This window comes from Methylobacterium sp. CM6246 (genome assembly GCF_054818005.1).
The window spans coordinates 2,668,924-2,684,495 of the sequence record NZ_JBTXKY010000001.1; the positions used below are offsets into that span (position 1 = coordinate 2,668,924).

Sequence of the window (15,572 nt, forward strand, 5' to 3'; positions counted from 1 at the left end):
GTCGCGGCGGGCGGCGTCAGCGCACCCGTTCCAGCTGCCGCTCGATCCAGTCCTGCGCTTCGTCGAGATCGGAGAACGTCGGCCGGTTCGGGGTGTCGACCCGGCCGAAGCCGGCCTCCAGGAACCACATCCCGGCCATGTCCTGGTGAAAGCCCGAGAGCTTCACCAGGACCGCCGCGAGGAACCCATCAGCGAAGACCAGCTGACCCTCAGTGTCGTAGCTGCCCGTCGCGACTTGGATGGGTTGCAGGCGTAGGTTCATGCCGCAGCTTGGTCTCCAAGATGCAGGTAATTGGGCCGGAACTCCGCCAGCGCCCGCAGGCGGGGCAGGTCGAGGATCTTGAGCCATCTCGTCCTCAGTTCAATCAGCCCCTGTCGCCGGAGTTCCCCGAGGGTGCGGTTCACGTGCACGGGCGTGAGCCCGGCGGTGTCGGCGAGGTCCATCTGGGTGACCGGAAGTTCGTAGCTGTCGCCCGGCGCCAGACCCACCGCGCGCAGGCGCAGCAGCAGCTCGCAGAGCAGGTGCGCCAGCCGCTCCAGGGCCGAACGGCGGCCGACGTTGACCAGCCACTCGCGCAGGGTGGCCTCGTCCACGAGCTGGGCCTTGCGCAGCCCCCGGGCGATCTGCGGATGGTTCGCCAGGAGGTCGGCCACCGTCTCGGGCGCCAGGCGCACGACCTCGCAGGCCGACAGGGCCGTGATGGTATGGTCCATCGCGCTCAGAAGGGCGACGTCGAGATCGCACAGGTCGCCCGGCACCAGGTACGCCATGATCTGCCGGGCGCCGCTCACCCGCAGCTTGTGCCGGACCGCCACGCCGTTCATCACCAGGAACACGCCGTCCGGGCGGTCGCCCTCGCGCACCAGGTCGGTGCCGGGGGTGACCCGGCGCGGCTCGGCGCTGATCCGCGCCAGCGTGACCCGGTCCGCGTCCGACAGGGTGGTGAGGCCGCTCAGCTTGCGGATCAGCGGATTGCCCGCGGTGCCGGCGGGCCGGAGGCGCGGCACCGGGGCGGCTCTTGCACGCACCGACGCCGCCATCAACTCACGGAGCGCGGCCACGACGTCGAAGGACAAGGCCGGCTTGAGGAGCCAGGGCACGCCCGCGAGGTCGGGCGTCAGATGCTGGTCCTGACCCGCCTCCAGGTGGACGAGGATCGGCACGTCGAGCCGGCGCAGGGTGTGCGCGAGCTCGATGAAGCTGCCGTCCTTCAGCGCGCCGTCGACGAACGCCAGGTCGGGCTTCCGCTGCACCAGCAGGCGCAGCGCCTCGGCCGTGGTCCTGGCCGGCCCGAGCACGCGGTAGCCGGACCTCTCGAGGGCGTCGCTCAGGTCCATGCCGATCACGGCGTCGCTCTCGGCGAGCAGGATGGCACGCTGTTGGCCCATCTGTGGCATGCAAAGCTCCCGCCGGTCGAGCCGTCCGATCATTCGGCTCACGCATGAATGGATAACGCAAGCTGTAAACCTAGGCTCCCGTGTTATGGAAGGTGCATCCGTATATCGGTATGGTACCCCACCATACGGAATACTGCGTTTTCCGCTAACATAGGTTTGAATTCGAGGCTTGATACCGCCAATTCGACTGGATTATTAGAATGTCGCCTGCCGGCTGATCCGGGCGCAGGCGCTTGAGAGACGGCGTGTGCTCTTGCCCCGACGGGAGCGAAAGCGTGCCCCAGCCTGAGCAATCCAGTATCCGCAATCATCTGCTGAAGGCGCTCGCGCCCGGCGACTTCGCTCTGCTGCAGCCGCACCTGCAGCCCGTGACGACGGTCCTGCACCAGCCGCTCATCGAGGCCGACGTACCGATCCGGCAGCTGTACTTTCCCGAGGTCGGCTTCGGCTCGATCGTCACCCACGGCGCGGACAGGAAGGTCGAGGTCGGCATCGTCGGACGCGAGGGTCTGGGCGGCGCCTCGCCCATCCTGCTGGGCACCGATCGCACGCCCCACGAACACTTCGTCCAGAACGCCGGCATGATGCTGGTCATCGATACCGAGGCGCTGTACGCGGCCGTCGCGGAGAGCCCGCGGCTGCACACGCTGCTCCTGCGCTCGATCCAGGTTCAGATCCTCCAGACGGCGCAGACCGCCTTCGCCAACGCGAGCTACACGGTCGACATCCGCCTCGCCCGCTGGCTGCTGATGTGCCACGACCGGCTCGACGGCGACGAGCTCCTCCTCACGCACGAGTTCCTGTCGATGATGCTGGGCGTGCAGCGGTCCAGCACGACCCTGGCCATCCAGACGCTGGAGGGGCATCGCCTGATCCGGGCCCGGCGCGGCCGCATCACGATCCTGGACCGGGCGGCCCTGGTGGCGGTGGCCGACGACAGCTACGGCCTGCCCGAGCGAGAGTTCGCCCGGCTGATCAAGGGGGCGTGATGCCGCGCTACTTCTTCAACGTCCGGCATCGTCCCGGCCCAGCGGGGCTGGCCGTGGATCCGGAAGGCGAGGACTGCGCGGACCTGGGCGCGGCGCGCGAGAACGCCCTGTCTCAGGCGCGCGGGATGATCGCGCGGGAGCGCCACACCTTCGTACGCGACTGGATGGAGTGCGCCTTCGAGATCGGGGACGAGGCGGGCGAATTGGTGCTCACGGTGCCGTTCCAGGATACCGTCCCCGACGAGGACCCGGGCTGAGGGCGCTTGTGTCGGACGCTCGCCTCGGGCTGGGACGTCGATGGTGCGGAAGCGGATCGCGCATCGCAGCTTCTTCCCGCCTGCCGTACGACCACGGATGCGGCGGCGGCTTCGGCTCGTCACCCTGATGCGAACGACCCTGTTCACCCCGCCGCCAACGCGTAGCGCGTCCGCAGCCGCAGGCCGAACACCGCCATCATGAACATGCAGCAGGTGGCGTTGTTGCCGTTGTACAGCACGGTCTCGAACGAGGCCGAGACGAGGCCCAGGAACCACAGGCGCAGGAACAGCAGCGTCTCGGCATCGAGGCCGCGCCCCCCGGCGACGCGCTGCAGGTCGCGGACCGGCGCCAGCACGAACGCCACCACGGTGAGCGCCAGGAATGGGAATCCGCCGATCAGCGCCGTGTCGAGGTAGGCGTTGTGCGAGTGGTTGGCGGTGTTGACCCAGGTGAGTTCCTCGGAGCCGCCATACATGGTCCGCTCGGTCATCCAGAATGCGCCGATGCCCCAGCCCCGCCAGGGGCGGACCATGATGTTGTCCAGGGCGAACTGCCAGATCTCGCTGCGCCCCGTGAAGGTCGCGTCGGTCAGGAGCGTGCCGACCGCATCCTGAACCGCCGGGATCAGGATGGAGCCGATCGAGACCAGCGAGAACCCGGCGATCGGCCCGAGCAGCAGCAGCGCCCGCAGGCCCCGCCCGGTCAGGATCCGGCACAGGCCGGTGACCGCCAGGATCACCGGCAGCAGCAGGATCGCGGTCTTGGAGCCGCTGGCCACCAGGAAGCCGAGGGCCAGGAGCACGATGGTCCAGCCGAGCACGCGGCTCGCGGCGGCGGCGACGTAGAACCCCACGATCACCAGGATCACCATGGCGGCCCCGGCCTCGTTCTTCTGCGGGAAGATGCCCCGCCACAGGCCCGGATGACTCGGATCGGAATTCACGTCGAAGGCCGAGTGGATCGCCAGATCCGGCACCAGGGCCACCGCCAGGTACGACGCGACCAGGATCACCAGGGCGGACCAGGCCATGGTCAGGGCCAGCTGCCGCGGCGAGCGCGCGACCAAGAGCACGCCCGCCGACAGCATCGTGGCGATGCCGAGCAGGGCGAGCCGCCGCAGCGACAGGCTCGGCTCCACCGACAGGAGCGCGGTGAGCCCGAGCCAGGCGCCGCACAGCATCAGCGGCCAAGTCGCGAGCGGCCGCAGGTGGCGGAACCCGATCCGGTGGATCGCCGCCGCCATGCCGAGTCCCGCCGCCAGGAACAGCACCTGGGTCAGCAGGCTGCCATCCTCGGCGGCCGCCAGCGAAGACCGGTCGGACAGGTCCTTGAGCCAGTCGTGGTTCCACAGCAGGACGAACACCGCCCCGTTCAGGAGCACGCGCACGACATCCGGCAGGTCGCGCCCGGCTACGCCGTTCTGAGCCGTCCCGGCCGGGATCCCGATCGCCGCGTCCGCCGTAGCCATGCCGTTCCACCGCAGCAGCCGCGTGATGCGGCGCTTGTCATTGTAGCGGGTGTGGACGCCGGGGCGATGGGGCGACCGACAGTTGCAGCGGAAGATCTGGCGATAACCTTAGCGGGGGCGATCGCAGGAAGGGGCCTGCGAAGGCGACGGCTTAAGATGACACATCTGGAATCGGAGATACCTCCTGGCGTATAGATCCACGTCCGGCATAACGTGGAGGTACCCCATGAGGGCCAAGGTCATGCCTGATGGACGGATGAGCCTGCCCGCCGACCTCCGCAAGAGGCATGGGCTCGGCAATGGCGGCGAGGTCATCGTCGAAGATGTCGGGGACGCCATCGTGCTCCGGACGCTGGATCAGGTGGTGGCGCGCGCGCAGGATATGAGCCGCCGGTTGATCGGCGGCCACGTCGGCGCCTCGGTCGAGGATTTCCTGGCCGACCGCGCCCGCGAGGCCGAGCGCGAGTGACACGCTTCGTCCTCGATGCCTCGGCTCTCCTCGCGCTCCTGCTCGGACAGCGTGGGGCCGACACGGTCAAGGCCGGGCTCGACGGTTCTGTCATGACGACCGTCAACCTCGCCGAGGTGATCAGCTACTACGCCAAGCTCGGTGCTGGACGCCACGACATCGAGATGCTGCTGCGGCCCCTGCCGATCCGCCTGTTTCCCGTCGATGCGGCATTGTCCTACGACGCGGGCCTCTTACGTTCGATCACGCTCGAAGGCGGCCTGTCGCTCGGGGACCGCTATTGCTTGGCTCTGGCGAAGCGAGAAGGCGTACCCGCCCTCACGGCGGAGCGGCGCTGGCCGGACATCGCCGGGGCCGCCGGTGTCACGATCGAGCTGATCCGCTGAGGCAGGGATTCTCTGAGACAGGACTGTCTGGATGTGACGCTTCATCGAGCAGACTGCTCTTGCCGCCGCCCCTGCATCGGGCGTGGCGGCCAGTTCGATCCGGCCCAGATCGTGGGAACACCCGCCGGCCCCGCGCAGACAACAGGTGCACCATGACCCGATCGGCATCCCGGGCGGTCATCGTCCAGCCCGGCGGCGGCTTCGACAAAGTGGGGTTCGGCGAGCGGCCCGTGGCGGAGCCGGGGCCCGGCGCGATCACCGTGCGGCTGCGGGCGAGTTCGCTCAACTATCACGACTACGCCGTGGTCAGCGGCCTGTGGGGGCCGAGCGAGGCGCGGGTGCCGATGTCCGACGGCGCCGGGGAGATCGAGGCCGTGGGCCCGGGCGTGGACGGGTTCGCGGTGGGCGACCGGGTGGTCAGCACGTTCTTCCCGACCTGGCTCGACGGCACGCCGCTCGTCGAGGGCTTCGCGACCGTGCCGGGCGACGGGGTCGACGGCTACGCCCGCGAGCGGGTGACGGCGCCCGCGACCGCCTTCACCCACGCCCCCCGGGGCTGGGACCATGCCGAGGCCGCGACCCTGACCACGGCCGCGCTCACCGCGTGGCGGGCGCTCCACGCCGATGCCGGGCTCAAGGGCGGCGACGTGGTGCTGGTGCAGGGCACCGGCGGCGTGTCGCTGTTCGCCCTGCAATTCGCCAAGGCGGCGGGCGCGACCGTGATCGCCACCTCGTCCAGCGACGCGAAGCTCGAGCGCCTGCGCGCCCTCGGCGCCGACCACCTGATCAACTACCGCGCCGACCCGGCCTGGGGCGAGACCGCAAGGCGCCTGACCGACGGGCGCGGCGTCGACCACGTGCTCGATGTCGGCGGCCCCGGGACGCTGGAGCAGTCGATGGCGGCCGTCCGGGTGGCCGGCCACATCTCGGTGATCGGGATCCTGACCGGCGTGGCCGGGCCGCTGCCGCTGGTGCCGGCGCTGATCCGGCAGATCCGGCTCCAGGGCGTGCTGGTCGGCAGCCGGAGCCAGCAGATCGCGATGATCCGCGGCATCGAGGCGTGCGGCCTGCGGCCGGTCGTGGACAGCGTCTACCCGCTGGACGAGATCGTGGCGGCGTTCCGGCACCAGGAGAGCAACCGCCATTTCGGCAAGATCTGCATCCAGATCTGAGGGGCGGGAATCGGGTAGGGTGGCGGCCTTCGCGGTCGCCACAGCTCCGAGCCGATGCCAACCAACCCTTCTTCGCCGGCGCTGCCGCCGGGCTTTTCCGCGGTCCCGCCGGGCCACATCGCGGCCATCGTCACCAGCCTGGAAATGTTCGAGCCGCCGGCCCCGCGGCCAGAGCGGCCTTTCCCGGCCGGGACGGCGCTCCACCGCCTCGTCCGGCCGGATTGCGAGACCTACCGCAGGCTGTATCGGGCCGTCGGGGCGGAGTGGCTGTGGTTCTCGCGCCTGACCCTGCCGGACGCTGCGCTGCAGGCGATCCTCGACGATCCACGCGTCGAGATCCAGGCGCTGCGCCGGGACGGTACGGATCTCGGCCTGCTGGAGCTCGACTTCCGCGAGCCGGACACCTGCGAGCTCGCCTTCCTCGGCCTCATCCCGAGCGCGGTCGGGCAGGGGCTCGGCCGCACCCTGATCGACGCGGCGATCGAAAGCGCCTGGTCGCACCCGATCCGGCGGTTCTGGGTCCATACCTGCACGTTCGACCATCCCGGGGCGCTCGGCCTTTACCGGCGTTCGGGCTTCACGCCCTGCGCCGTGACGGTCGAAGTCGCACCCGATCCGCGCCTCACCGGCGTCCTGCCCCGGACCTGCGCCCCGCACGTGCCGGTGCTGGCGTGACCGCCGCGCCCCGTCGTACCCTTGCGCGCGCGGCGATCGTCGGCCCCGGGTTGCACCACGAGCCCCGGCAGCTCTAGCTTTCCACCGCAGCCCAGAAGGAGTGCGCCGCCGTGAACGACAGGATGAACACCGCTCTTCGCCCCGTCTCGTTCACGCTCCCGGCTCGCCATGTCCGCATTCCTCACCCTGGACGGTGTTTCCCTCCGCACACCTGAGGGGCAGACCCTCTTCGACGATCTGAGACTGTCGCTCGGGGCGGAGCGGGTCGGCCTTGTCGGCCGCAACGGCTCCGGCAAGTCATCGCTCCTGCGCGTCGTCGCGGGTGAGGCCGAGCCCGCCGCCGGTTGCCTGCAACGCTCGGGCACGGTCGGCCTGCTTCGGCAGGACTGGCCCGAAGAATGGACGCTGGCGGACGCGCTCGGGATGGCCGCCCAGTTGGCGACGCTGGAGCGGGTTCTGACCGGAACCGGCAGCCCCGACGACCTCGATACCGCAGACTGGACCCTGGAATCGCGCATCGCGGGAGCGCTCGCAGAGGCAGGCCTGCCCGGATGGCCGCTCGAGCGCCGCGTGGGCACGCTGTCGGGCGGCGAGCGCACGCGCGTCGGCATCGCGCGCCTTCTGGTCGAGACGCCCGATCTCATCCTGCTCGACGAGCCGACCAACAATCTCGACGGGTCCGGGCGGGACGCGATCCAGGCGCTGGTGCGCGGCTGGCGCGGCGGCGTGCTGGTGGCGAGCCACGACCGCGCTCTGCTGGAGCATGTCGACCGCATCGTCGAATTGACGCCCCTCGGTGTTCGGATCGTCGGTGGCGGCTGGTCCGCCTTCGCGGCCTGGCGGGAGACAGAGCGGGCCCGCGCCGCCGCTGAATTGGAGCGGGCCGACATCCAGTTGCGCGACGTGCGCGAGGCCGCACAGCAGGAACGCGAAGCCAAGGCCCGGCGCGACAGGACCGGTCGCGCCGCGGCGGTCAAAGGCTCGGAGCCGAAGATCCTGCTCGGCGCCCGGGCAGAGCGCGCCGAAAAGACCGGCGCCCGCGTCCAGGCCGTAGGCGCGCGGCTGATCGGGGATGCCGCCGCCCGGGCCGGGGCGGCGCGGGCACGCGTCGAGGTGCTGACGCCACTGACCATCGCCTTGCCGCCGAGCGGGCTGCCCTCGGGGGCCGACCTACTCGCCCTGGAGGATGTCGTCGCCGATCCCGGCGGCCGCCCGCTCGGTCCCTGGACGCTCGCGATCACCGGGCCGGAGCGGGTGGCGGTTGAGGGCCCGAACGGCGCGGGCAAGACGACCCTGCTGACGGTGGCGGCGGGTTCAACGATGCCGGTCAAGGGCCGGGTGCGGCGGGCGGAGGGCCGGGTCGCCATGCTCGACCAGCATGTCGGGTTGCTCGACCCCGCCGCCAGCATCCTGGCCAATGTCCGCCGCCTGAACGAGGGTCTGAGTGAACGGGAGGCCTATGCGGTCTGCGCCCGCTTCGCCTTCCGCAACCGCGAGGCCGGGCGGCGGGTGGACACGCTCTCGGGCGGCGAGCGCCTGCGCGCCGGGCTCGCCGCCCTCCTCGGTCGGAAGGAGGCGCCCTGGCTGCTGATCCTCGACGAGCCGACCAACCACCTCGACATCGAGTCCGTCGCGCTGCTGGAGGGGGCGTTGCGGGGCTATGACGGCGCGCTGCTCGTGGTCAGCCACGATCCGGCGTTCCTGCACGCCATCGGGATCGCGCGGACGGTCGAGATTCCGGGCCGGCGCTGAGCGGTGCGGCCCTACCGCCGCATCGTGTACTGCGACCGCCCGGCGGCCTGGCGCATCAGGAACGAGGCCATCTCGGCGAGTTCCGGGGCCTTGGAGCGGAATGTCACCGACAGCGCCAGCAGCGTGTCCTTGTGGTCGAGCCCGGCATAGATGCGCTCCTGCACGGGTACGTGGGCGGCGCGCAGCTTGGCGGCGAGGCTCGCCGTATGCCGGGGCTTCACCACCGTGTCGGAATCGCCCGAGGCCAGGAAGGTCGGCGGCGAGAGCGGGCCCGCGAAGGTCATCGGCTGGGTCAGGGGCAGATCGGGCGCCTGACCGAAGACCTTGACGGTGGTGTCCTGGTCGAGCGGCAGGAAGTCGTAGGGGCCGGACAGGCCCGCCACCGCCTTGATCACCTTGGGATCGACCCCGGCGGCGGTGAGGTAGCGCGGATCGAGCCCGAGCATCACGGCGTTGTAGGCCCCGGCCGAGTGGCCGGCGAGCACGATGCGGCGGGGGTCGCCGCCATAGGCCGCGATGTTGTCCCGCACCCAGGCGATCGCCGCCGCGCCGTCTTGGAGGAAGCCGGGGAACGGCGCCTCCGGGTAGAGCCGGTAATCCGGCATCACCGTCACGAAGCCCTGGGCGGCCAGCGCGTGGCCCACGAAGGCGTAGTCGTCCTTGGAGCCGCTTTGCCAGGAGCCGCCGTAGAAGAACACCAGCACGGGCGCCCGCTCGGCCGCCACGGTGGGGACGTAGACGTCGAGCCGCCGCCGCGGCCCCGCACCGAAGGCCTGATCGCGCACCGCGAGGCGGCCGCCGGCGTCGCGCGGGCCGATCGCGTCGAACAGGGTCAGCGGCGAGGCGGCGCTGAAGCCGTACGCCGCAAGACCGAGCCCGAGAAGGCTGGCAAACGCGATGAGGAGGCGTGTCATATCCCGTCCGGTTGCCCTGATTGGCCCATTCAGGGCTCCGCTCGGGGCGGATTGATGACGCGGGCGGGGCAGCGGGCCATAAATCGTCAGGTCCGGAGCACGATGCAGGCGCCCCCGACCTTGCGGATGCGGCCGCACAGGTCGTCGGCGGCCTGCCGGCTCTGGGCGGGGAGGCGGATCCGGTAGAAGGCCCGGGTGCCGCGGTTGCGCAGGCGGGTGCCGATGATCATCGGCCGGGCCTCGCCGATCACGCCGGCATAGGCGCTGCGCGCACGGTTGAAGCTCTGCAGGGCCAGCGCCTTGGAGAAGTTGCCGGCGAGCTGGATGCCCCAGGGCGCCGCCGGACCCTCGTTCGGCCCCAGCGCGAAGCGGTCGCCGCGCGACGGGATGCGCAGGCTGGCCGTGACCTGCAGGCAGGTCACCGGCGTCTCCGGCTTGGTCTCGGCCCTGGCCCCGGGCTTGGCTTCTTTGGCCTCTTTGGCCTTCGCCTCCGGCGCGCCGCCCTCGGGATACGTGATCGTCCCGGCGGTGCCGCCGCGCCAATCCTCGGCGGGCGTCCCCGTGATGGCGGCGACGTAGGCCCGGGTCTCGGCGGGCAGGCCGCCCTCGCCGGACAGCCACTTGCTGACCCGGCCGGCACCACCGTTATAGGCCGCCGCCGCGAGCCCGAGATTGCCGAACTGCGTCTTCAGGTCCGCGAGCAGGTGGGCGGCGTGCGGGATCGCCTGCTCGGGATCGAACGGGTCGAGCAGGCCGCGCTCCCGGGCCGTGCCGGGCATGAACTGCGCGACGCCCTGCGCGCCGGCCGAGCTCACCACGCCGACGCGAAAACTGCTCTCGCGCCAGATCAGCCGGGTCAGGAACGGCACCGGCAGCCCGCGCGCCTTCGCGGAATCGTCGATGAGGCGGCACAAAGCCTGCTCGACGGTCTCGGTCGCCCCCTCGGACGGGGCCGCCGCGGCCGGGCCGGCGCAGAGCAGCGGGAGGAGGGCGAGGAGGCGAAGGCGGGGGACGATCACGCAACCGCTTGTAGCGGGGCGCACGGGCGGATCAATCCGTACGGTTGGGGAGCGATGACGCGCTGCGCATCGCCGGCCCGCACCGCGAGCACGGCGAACCGCGAGGGCGCCTTCCGGGGATCGCGCGGCCGGCCGGCGGGCTCCTTCGTGGCCGTGGCGACGCCGCCGCATCTCGGGATGAGGACCCGGACCGGAAAGACTATCTCAGGCGATCCCGGCGCGATCCGAAGCAAGACCACCGGGGACGATGATTTATCCGCGCCTCACATCCGCTTAAGTTGCAAGTCCGAGGGCGCATTCCATCGGCTGGACGCTGCGTCCGGCGCGCTTCATTTGCATGGCTCCAAGCTTGGCCTCCGGCTTGCTTAGACTGAATCGTCCTGGACGCATCCGGATGAGGAAACGGGAGGCGAGATGGCAGACACATCAGGCTTCAGTCGCCGCAAGCTCATCGCCATGGTCGGCGCCGCCGCCGGGAGCGCGGCGGCCTATCAGGTGATGACCAGCCTCGGGTTTGCCGGGGAATCGCCCTATCGCGGGCCGATCCAGCTCGACGGCGATCCCAAAGGCGCCTCGGTGCTGGTCCTCGGGGCCGGGCTCGCCGGCATGACGGCGGCGCTGGAGCTGCACCGGGCCGGGTACCGGGTGCAGATCCTCGAATACAACACCCGCGCCGGCGGCCGGAACTGGACGCTGCGCGGCGGCGACACCTACACGGAACTCGGCGGCGAAACCCAGCGCTGCGGGTTCGACGCCGGCCTCTACCTCAACCCCGGCCCCTGGCGGATCCCCTACCACCACCACGGCGTGCTCGATTATTGCCGCCGGCTCGGGGTGGCACTGGAGCCTTTCATCCAGCTCAACCACAACGCGTTCGTGCACAGCGCATCCGGTTTCGGCGGCAAGCCGCAGCGGATCCGCACGGTGAAGACCGATCTCGACGGTGCCACCGCCGAACTCCTGGCCAAGGCCACCCGCAAGGGTGCGCTCGACGCACAGGTCTCCAAGGAGGACCAGGAGATCCTGATCGAGGCCCTGCGCTCCCTCGGCGGTCTCGACGAGAACCTCGCCTATCGCGCCGGATCCGAGTCCTCGGAATTCCGCGGCTACGCCCACGATCCCGGCGGCGGCCTCTCGGCACGCCCGGTCGACGGCGAGCCGATGGCGCTGCACGACATCCTGACCTCGCGGCTGTGGCGCGGCCTGCAGAATTTCCTGCTCTACGAGTTCCAGACCACGATGTTCCAGCCGGTCGGCGGCATGGGCCGGATCGGCGAGGCCTTCGCCCGCGCGCTGCCGCCGGACATGATCCGGTACGGCGCCAAGGTCACGCAGATTGCGCAGGATGCCCACGGCGTCACCGCCACCTACCGGGATCTCGGCCAGGGCGGCGCCATGCGGCAGGCTCAGGCGGATTGGTGCGTCTGCGCCCTGCCGCTGACGGTGCTGAGCCAGATCCCGACCCAGGTCGGCCCGACCATGAAGGCGGCGATCGACGCCGTGCCCTACGCCTCATCCGTAAAGGTCGGGCTTCAGTTCAAGCGGCGGTTCTGGGAGGAGGACGAGCAAATCTTCGGCGGAATCTCCTACACCGACCTGCCGATCCGCCAGATCGCCTATCCCGCGACCGGTTACAATGCCGGCGGCAAGGGCGTTCTACTCGGCGCCTATACCTGGAACGGGCCGAACTCCTATGAATTCACAGCCCAGAGCCCCGCCGAGCGGGTGCGCCGGGCGGTGGCCTACGGCAGCCAGATCCACCCGCAATACCGCACCGAGTTCGAGACCGGGATCGCGGTGGCCTGGCACCGGGTGCCGTTCACCCTGGGCTGCGCCGGCGACTGGACCGACGAGGCGCGGGCCCAGCACTACGACAACCTCTGCGCGATCGACGGGCGGATCATGCTGGCCGGCGAGCACGCCTCATACATCCCGGCCTGGCAGGAGGGTGCGATCCTCTCGGCGCTTGACGCGGTCACGCGGCTCCACAAGAGGGTTCTGGCGGCATGAATGTCCTTTCGATCCCCCGAATCGTCGCGCTGCTGCTCGCCTCGGGCGGAGCCGCCACCGCGCAGGAGCACGCCACGATGGCGGCCCTGCCGTCGGCCGGTCCCGCGATGAGCCAAGGCAAGAGCTTCACCCAGGCCGAAGGCGAGGCGCTCTACGCCCAGGTCTGCGCCGCCTGCCACCAGGCGGGGGGCGAGGGCGCGGTCGGCGCGGCCTCGTATCCGCCGCTCCTGCACAACGAAAGACTCGCCGGCGCCGGCTACGCCGTCACGGTGCTGTTGTACGGCCTGCGCGGCATGCCCCCGCTCGGGCGCATGATGAGCGACACCCAGGTGGCCGCGGTGGTGAACTACGTCCGCACCCATTTCGACAACCATTACGGCGACGCGGTCGCCCCCCAGGATGTGAAGGCAGCACGGCCATGATCGGACGGATCCTGATACCGCTCGCCCTCGCCCTGTCGGCCGGGCCGGCGCTTTCCGAAGACATCACCCGGCACCCGATCCCTGGCTCGGACTTCCCGATCTCGGAAGCGGTCGAGGTGCCCGCCGGGCACGCGACCGTTTATCTAAGCGGCTTCGGGCCGGCCGTGACCGATCCCAACGCCGAGAAGAACACGGTCGCCGCCTTCGGCGATACCCGCGCCCAGACCGCCTCGACCCTAGCCGCCATCGAGGCGGCCCTGAAACGCCGGAACCTCTCCCTCCGCGACGTTGTGAAAATGACGGTCTTCTTGGTCGGTGACCCGGCCAAGGGCGGGCGGATGGATTTCGCCGGCCTGATGGAATCCTACCGCGCGACGTTCGGGACGGCGGCTCAGCCGAACCTGCCGACCCGCTCGGCCGTGCAGGTCGCGGCGCTCGCCAATCCGGGCTGGCTGGTGGAGATCGAGGTCACCGCCGTGCGGCCGTGACTAGGGATTGCTCAAGCTACACGGATGCCCACCGCGTCATCCCGCGGCCGCGATATCCGGGATGAATTCGGTTTCGGCCAGCTGACGCGACCCGCTCCGTCATGGCGGTCAGCGAAGCACCCCGGGATGACCGGGGTTGCTGTCGGACCGGCGTCGGCAAGCAACTTGCGCGTCGGATGGCGGGATAGTGTCTGCCTCCCGCAGCAAACACTTGGAAACGGATGGGTCTCAATCCGCAATTCAACGCGCGCCGCCGCACCAGTATGCTCTTCGCCGGCGGGCGCTCGCCACCTGATTTGCATGACTGTAGTTTCTCGACTGCAATTGCTTTACTGAATGCACGCGAACGAAGAGATGCACGACTTTTGCTAAATATTTGAAAAGTTTAGATTTAATCCATTTTTTATTAGAGAGATAAAACGCGGCCGCGATTAAACATCCTTGGTCAGCGGCGCCATCATTTACCTGTAACGGCGGTCAGTTCAGCCGCACCCTCAAGATTGTCGGCACATAGCCCCGACCGGCACGGGGAGATGTCGTTTCTCCGGCAAGCGCCCGTCAATCTATAGGTGACCGAAGTTGCCACGTTACAAGTTCAGATACGGCTTTCGCTTGGTCACGATTTTATCGAAGCGCGTTAAATTCTCGCGCCACAAAGCCGCTGCCTTTTGTGTCGGCGATAGACCTGAAACCAGATCTCTCATGCCATCCGGGGAGAATGGCGGATTCGGGCAGAAATACGGGGTTAGCGGCCTGCTGGCGTAGTAGTTATAGAACAAGGCCCTGCGATTTTTGCCGGTGGCAGGCTTGCCCCTGTGGTAGTATTTCGATGTATCACAAAATATCACGGACCCCGCCGGGCCGTTGAAGGTTGTGATGTCGAAATCGATCTTGCCCTCGTTTTGAGCCTGTATCAATTTCTGTTGCTTGAAGCCTCGTGATTTTTCAAGATCGGAGGTTTTGTGTTGCAAATGAAGAATTTCAAAAGGTCCGTCGTCGTCACCGACATCGTTCAGATAGATGGCAACTTTCACCATCGGAGTGTCTTCGCTATCTTTGTGCCAAGTCCGGGCGCCTTTTTCTAAGCCATCGGCAACAGTGAAAAATATATCGACTCCTCCGAACGCGACGGGGAGCTTCAAGTAATGCTCAATGATTTTAAGAAATTTTTCATCCAGTCCCGCGGAGAAAATGACCTTGAATTGATCCAGCAAAGAGGGATTTGCGTCGAGCAACCTTATGATGTCGATAGTCTTGCCTGTTTTGAGGTAGGTCCGTTCTGTCTCATCATAGATCCGATTGGCGGCGGTACGAAATCGGTTCGCCGTGAAGGATTCGAATAAATCCACGTCCGCCCTGCAGAAACCCCGCTCACTCAAAGCATGCGCGAGCGGCAGCTCCTGAAACGTCAATATCGGCAACTTGTGCCTGTGAGCTTCGATATCAGACGCCCGGTTGTTGATCGACCTGCGCTGGATAGGACCAAGCGAATAGACCAAATGCGTTGTCTTGGACGGCCATTGTGCAATGCGATGGAAGATCTTTCGTATCGTGACGTCGATCTTTCGCATCGCTGTCATAAGGCACCCGCTGCTGAAAAGTTAGGCGCGCAATGGCTCAGTGTCCGCCGCTTCTGCTTTCCACCCATGCCTTCAGAGTATACACGTCTCTGAATGTTTCAATTTTTATAGGTCAATACCATCTTTAAGTGTTTCTATTTGATTCATGTTAAATGTCAAGCTCAAATTGGTGGTCTTGAAGCCCAATTCTCGCTCCCACTACCCCTCTTGCCGACATGTCTCCGGTGGACTGGTTCACCGTCAATCTTCCGCGCACGGGGCCGATCGACCAGATCGCCAACATCACGGCGTTGCCGGCTTCACGCGCCGGTCCAGCGTGCGGGCCGCCGAAGTGGAGCGCGGACCGGAATCCGCACGCGCTTTAAATCGAGTCGTGGGAGGCGATCCTGTTTGCAATGCGATCGGGAAAACGACCTGGCTTCGACGCGGCTGGCAGACAGATATGGATGGACCGGATCGGGTCGGCCTGCGGCGGTCCGTCGACGCGTGGCGCCCCATAAAACTGGACTTCGCCGCACCGCGCGCGCGACCGCGGCCCTGTGCGAAAGCAGGTCCCGACGAGAGATCGGCCC

Annotated in this window: 16 protein-coding genes; 10 read left to right on the top strand and 6 right to left on the bottom strand. The window is 68.3% G+C overall.

Annotated elements, in window-relative coordinates; genetic code table 11:
* Positions 1-16 precede the first annotated feature (16 nt).
* Entirely contained in the window at positions 17-262 is a 246-nt protein-coding gene (locus ACYQPG_RS13085; RefSeq protein ID WP_147909365.1) for a hypothetical protein, read from the bottom strand.
* A complete protein-coding gene (locus ACYQPG_RS13090; protein WP_461231108.1) occupies positions 259-1,398 on the bottom strand; it encodes a helix-turn-helix domain-containing protein in 1,140 nt (379 codons plus the stop codon). The genes ACYQPG_RS13085 and ACYQPG_RS13090 overlap by 4 nt, the downstream gene beginning before the upstream one ends.
* A gap of 275 nt (positions 1,399-1,673) precedes the next feature.
* Here ACYQPG_RS13090 and ACYQPG_RS13095 point away from each other — a divergent pair, with 275 nt between their 5' ends.
* Together ACYQPG_RS13095 and ACYQPG_RS13100 are read left to right on the top strand one after the other, a co-directional pair.
* Positions 1,674-2,387, top strand: a complete 714-nt coding sequence (locus ACYQPG_RS13095; RefSeq protein WP_147909367.1) for a Crp/Fnr family transcriptional regulator — start codon at positions 1,674-1,676, stop codon at positions 2,385-2,387.
* A complete protein-coding gene (locus tag ACYQPG_RS13100) occupies positions 2,387-2,644 on the top strand; it encodes a DUF6894 family protein (RefSeq protein WP_419829591.1) in 258 nt (85 codons plus the stop codon). The genes ACYQPG_RS13095 and ACYQPG_RS13100 overlap by 1 nt, the downstream gene beginning before the upstream one ends.
* Before the next feature lie 143 nt (positions 2,645-2,787).
* On the opposite strand, the gene ACYQPG_RS13105 is transcribed toward ACYQPG_RS13100, so the two are convergent.
* Positions 2,788-4,113, bottom strand: a complete 1,326-nt coding sequence (locus tag ACYQPG_RS13105) for an O-antigen ligase family protein (protein WP_461231109.1) — start codon at positions 4,111-4,113, stop codon at positions 2,788-2,790.
* 226 nt (positions 4,114-4,339) lie between these two features.
* Between ACYQPG_RS13105 and ACYQPG_RS13110 the strand changes: the two genes are divergently transcribed.
* The 5 genes from ACYQPG_RS13110 to ACYQPG_RS13130 all read left to right on the top strand — a co-directional run bounded on the left by ACYQPG_RS13110 (position 4,340) and on the right by ACYQPG_RS13130 (position 8,567).
* The gene (locus ACYQPG_RS13110; protein WP_147855093.1) at positions 4,340-4,582 is read left to right on the top strand and encodes an AbrB/MazE/SpoVT family DNA-binding domain-containing protein; all 243 of its coding nucleotides are present in this window, start codon (positions 4,340-4,342) and stop codon (positions 4,580-4,582) included.
* The gene (locus ACYQPG_RS13115) at positions 4,579-4,968 is read left to right on the top strand and encodes a PIN domain-containing protein (RefSeq protein ID WP_461231110.1); all 390 of its coding nucleotides are present in this window, start codon (positions 4,579-4,581) and stop codon (positions 4,966-4,968) included. Before ACYQPG_RS13110 ends, ACYQPG_RS13115 begins: the two co-directional genes overlap by 4 nt.
* Before the next feature lie 152 nt (positions 4,969-5,120).
* The gene (locus ACYQPG_RS13120) at positions 5,121-6,140 is read left to right on the top strand and encodes a zinc-dependent alcohol dehydrogenase family protein (protein WP_461231111.1); all 1,020 of its coding nucleotides are present in this window, start codon (positions 5,121-5,123) and stop codon (positions 6,138-6,140) included.
* A gap of 54 nt (positions 6,141-6,194) precedes the next feature.
* Positions 6,195-6,815 carry a GNAT family N-acetyltransferase gene (locus ACYQPG_RS13125; protein ID WP_147909371.1) on the top strand — a complete coding sequence of 207 codons (621 nt, stop codon included), beginning with the start codon at positions 6,195-6,197 and terminating at the stop codon, positions 6,813-6,815.
* Positions 6,816-6,983: 168 nt separating this feature from the next.
* Positions 6,984-8,567, top strand: a complete 1,584-nt coding sequence (locus ACYQPG_RS13130) for an ABC-F family ATP-binding cassette domain-containing protein (RefSeq protein WP_461231112.1) — start codon at positions 6,984-6,986, stop codon at positions 8,565-8,567.
* An 11-nt stretch (positions 8,568-8,578) separates the two neighbouring features.
* Here the strand turns inward: ACYQPG_RS13130 and ACYQPG_RS13135 are convergent, their stop codons facing one another.
* Positions 8,579-9,481 (bottom strand): alpha/beta hydrolase, encoded by a 903-nt coding sequence (locus ACYQPG_RS13135; protein ID WP_461231113.1) that lies wholly within the window; start codon positions 9,479-9,481, stop codon positions 8,579-8,581.
* A gap of 86 nt (positions 9,482-9,567) precedes the next feature.
* Positions 9,568-10,500 (bottom strand): transglycosylase SLT domain-containing protein, encoded by a 933-nt coding sequence (locus ACYQPG_RS13140; protein ID WP_461231114.1) that lies wholly within the window; start codon positions 10,498-10,500, stop codon positions 9,568-9,570.
* Between the two features lie 414 nt (positions 10,501-10,914).
* On the opposite strand from ACYQPG_RS13140, the gene ACYQPG_RS13145 reads away from it, so the two are divergent.
* The 3 genes from ACYQPG_RS13145 to ACYQPG_RS13155 are packed head-to-tail and all read left to right on the top strand — an operon-like array spanning position 10,915 to position 13,420.
* Entirely contained in the window at positions 10,915-12,510 is a 1,596-nt protein-coding gene (locus ACYQPG_RS13145) for a flavin monoamine oxidase family protein (RefSeq protein ID WP_461231115.1), read from the top strand.
* The gene (locus ACYQPG_RS13150) at positions 12,507-12,932 is read left to right on the top strand and encodes a c-type cytochrome (protein ID WP_147909375.1); all 426 of its coding nucleotides are present in this window, start codon (positions 12,507-12,509) and stop codon (positions 12,930-12,932) included. The genes ACYQPG_RS13145 and ACYQPG_RS13150 overlap by 4 nt, the downstream gene beginning before the upstream one ends.
* Positions 12,929-13,420, top strand: a complete 492-nt coding sequence (locus tag ACYQPG_RS13155) for a RidA family protein (protein WP_147909376.1) — start codon at positions 12,929-12,931, stop codon at positions 13,418-13,420. Before ACYQPG_RS13150 ends, ACYQPG_RS13155 begins: the two co-directional genes overlap by 4 nt.
* A gap of 587 nt (positions 13,421-14,007) precedes the next feature.
* Here the strand turns inward: ACYQPG_RS13155 and ACYQPG_RS13160 are convergent.
* Positions 14,008-14,991, bottom strand: a complete 984-nt coding sequence (locus tag ACYQPG_RS13160) for a phytanoyl-CoA dioxygenase family protein (RefSeq protein WP_461231116.1) — start codon at positions 14,989-14,991, stop codon at positions 14,008-14,010.
* Positions 14,992-15,572: the final 581 nt, after the last annotated feature.

Bases quoted from the DNA above. Each gene is read 5' to 3' on its own strand.
- ACYQPG_RS13085 (WP_147909365.1), bottom strand. From the start codon at position 262: ATGAACCTACGCCTGCAACCCATCCAAGTCGCGACGGGCAGCTACGAC.
- ACYQPG_RS13090 (WP_461231108.1), bottom strand. From the start codon at position 1,398: ATGCCACAGATGGGCCAACAGCGTGCCATCCTGCTCGCCGAGAGCGAC.
- ACYQPG_RS13100 (WP_419829591.1), top strand. From the start codon at position 2,387: ATGCCGCGCTACTTCTTCAACGTCCGGCATCGTCCCGGCCCAGCGGGG.
- ACYQPG_RS13105 (WP_461231109.1), bottom strand. From the start codon at position 4,113: ATGGCTACGGCGGACGCGGCGATCGGGATCCCGGCCGGGACGGCTCAG.
- ACYQPG_RS13110 (WP_147855093.1), top strand. From the start codon at position 4,340: ATGAGGGCCAAGGTCATGCCTGATGGACGGATGAGCCTGCCCGCCGAC.
- ACYQPG_RS13120 (WP_461231111.1), top strand. From the start codon at position 5,121: ATGACCCGATCGGCATCCCGGGCGGTCATCGTCCAGCCCGGCGGCGGC.
- ACYQPG_RS13125 (WP_147909371.1), top strand. From the start codon at position 6,195: ATGCCAACCAACCCTTCTTCGCCGGCGCTGCCGCCGGGCTTTTCCGCG.
- ACYQPG_RS13130 (WP_461231112.1), top strand. From the start codon at position 6,984: ATGTCCGCATTCCTCACCCTGGACGGTGTTTCCCTCCGCACACCTGAG.
- ACYQPG_RS13135 (WP_461231113.1), bottom strand. From the start codon at position 9,481: ATGACACGCCTCCTCATCGCGTTTGCCAGCCTTCTCGGGCTCGGTCTT.
- ACYQPG_RS13145 (WP_461231115.1), top strand. From the start codon at position 10,915: ATGGCAGACACATCAGGCTTCAGTCGCCGCAAGCTCATCGCCATGGTC.
- ACYQPG_RS13150 (WP_147909375.1), top strand. From the start codon at position 12,507: ATGAATGTCCTTTCGATCCCCCGAATCGTCGCGCTGCTGCTCGCCTCG.
- ACYQPG_RS13155 (WP_147909376.1), top strand. From the start codon at position 12,929: ATGATCGGACGGATCCTGATACCGCTCGCCCTCGCCCTGTCGGCCGGG.
- ACYQPG_RS13160 (WP_461231116.1), bottom strand. From the start codon at position 14,991: ATGCGAAAGATCGACGTCACGATACGAAAGATCTTCCATCGCATTGCA.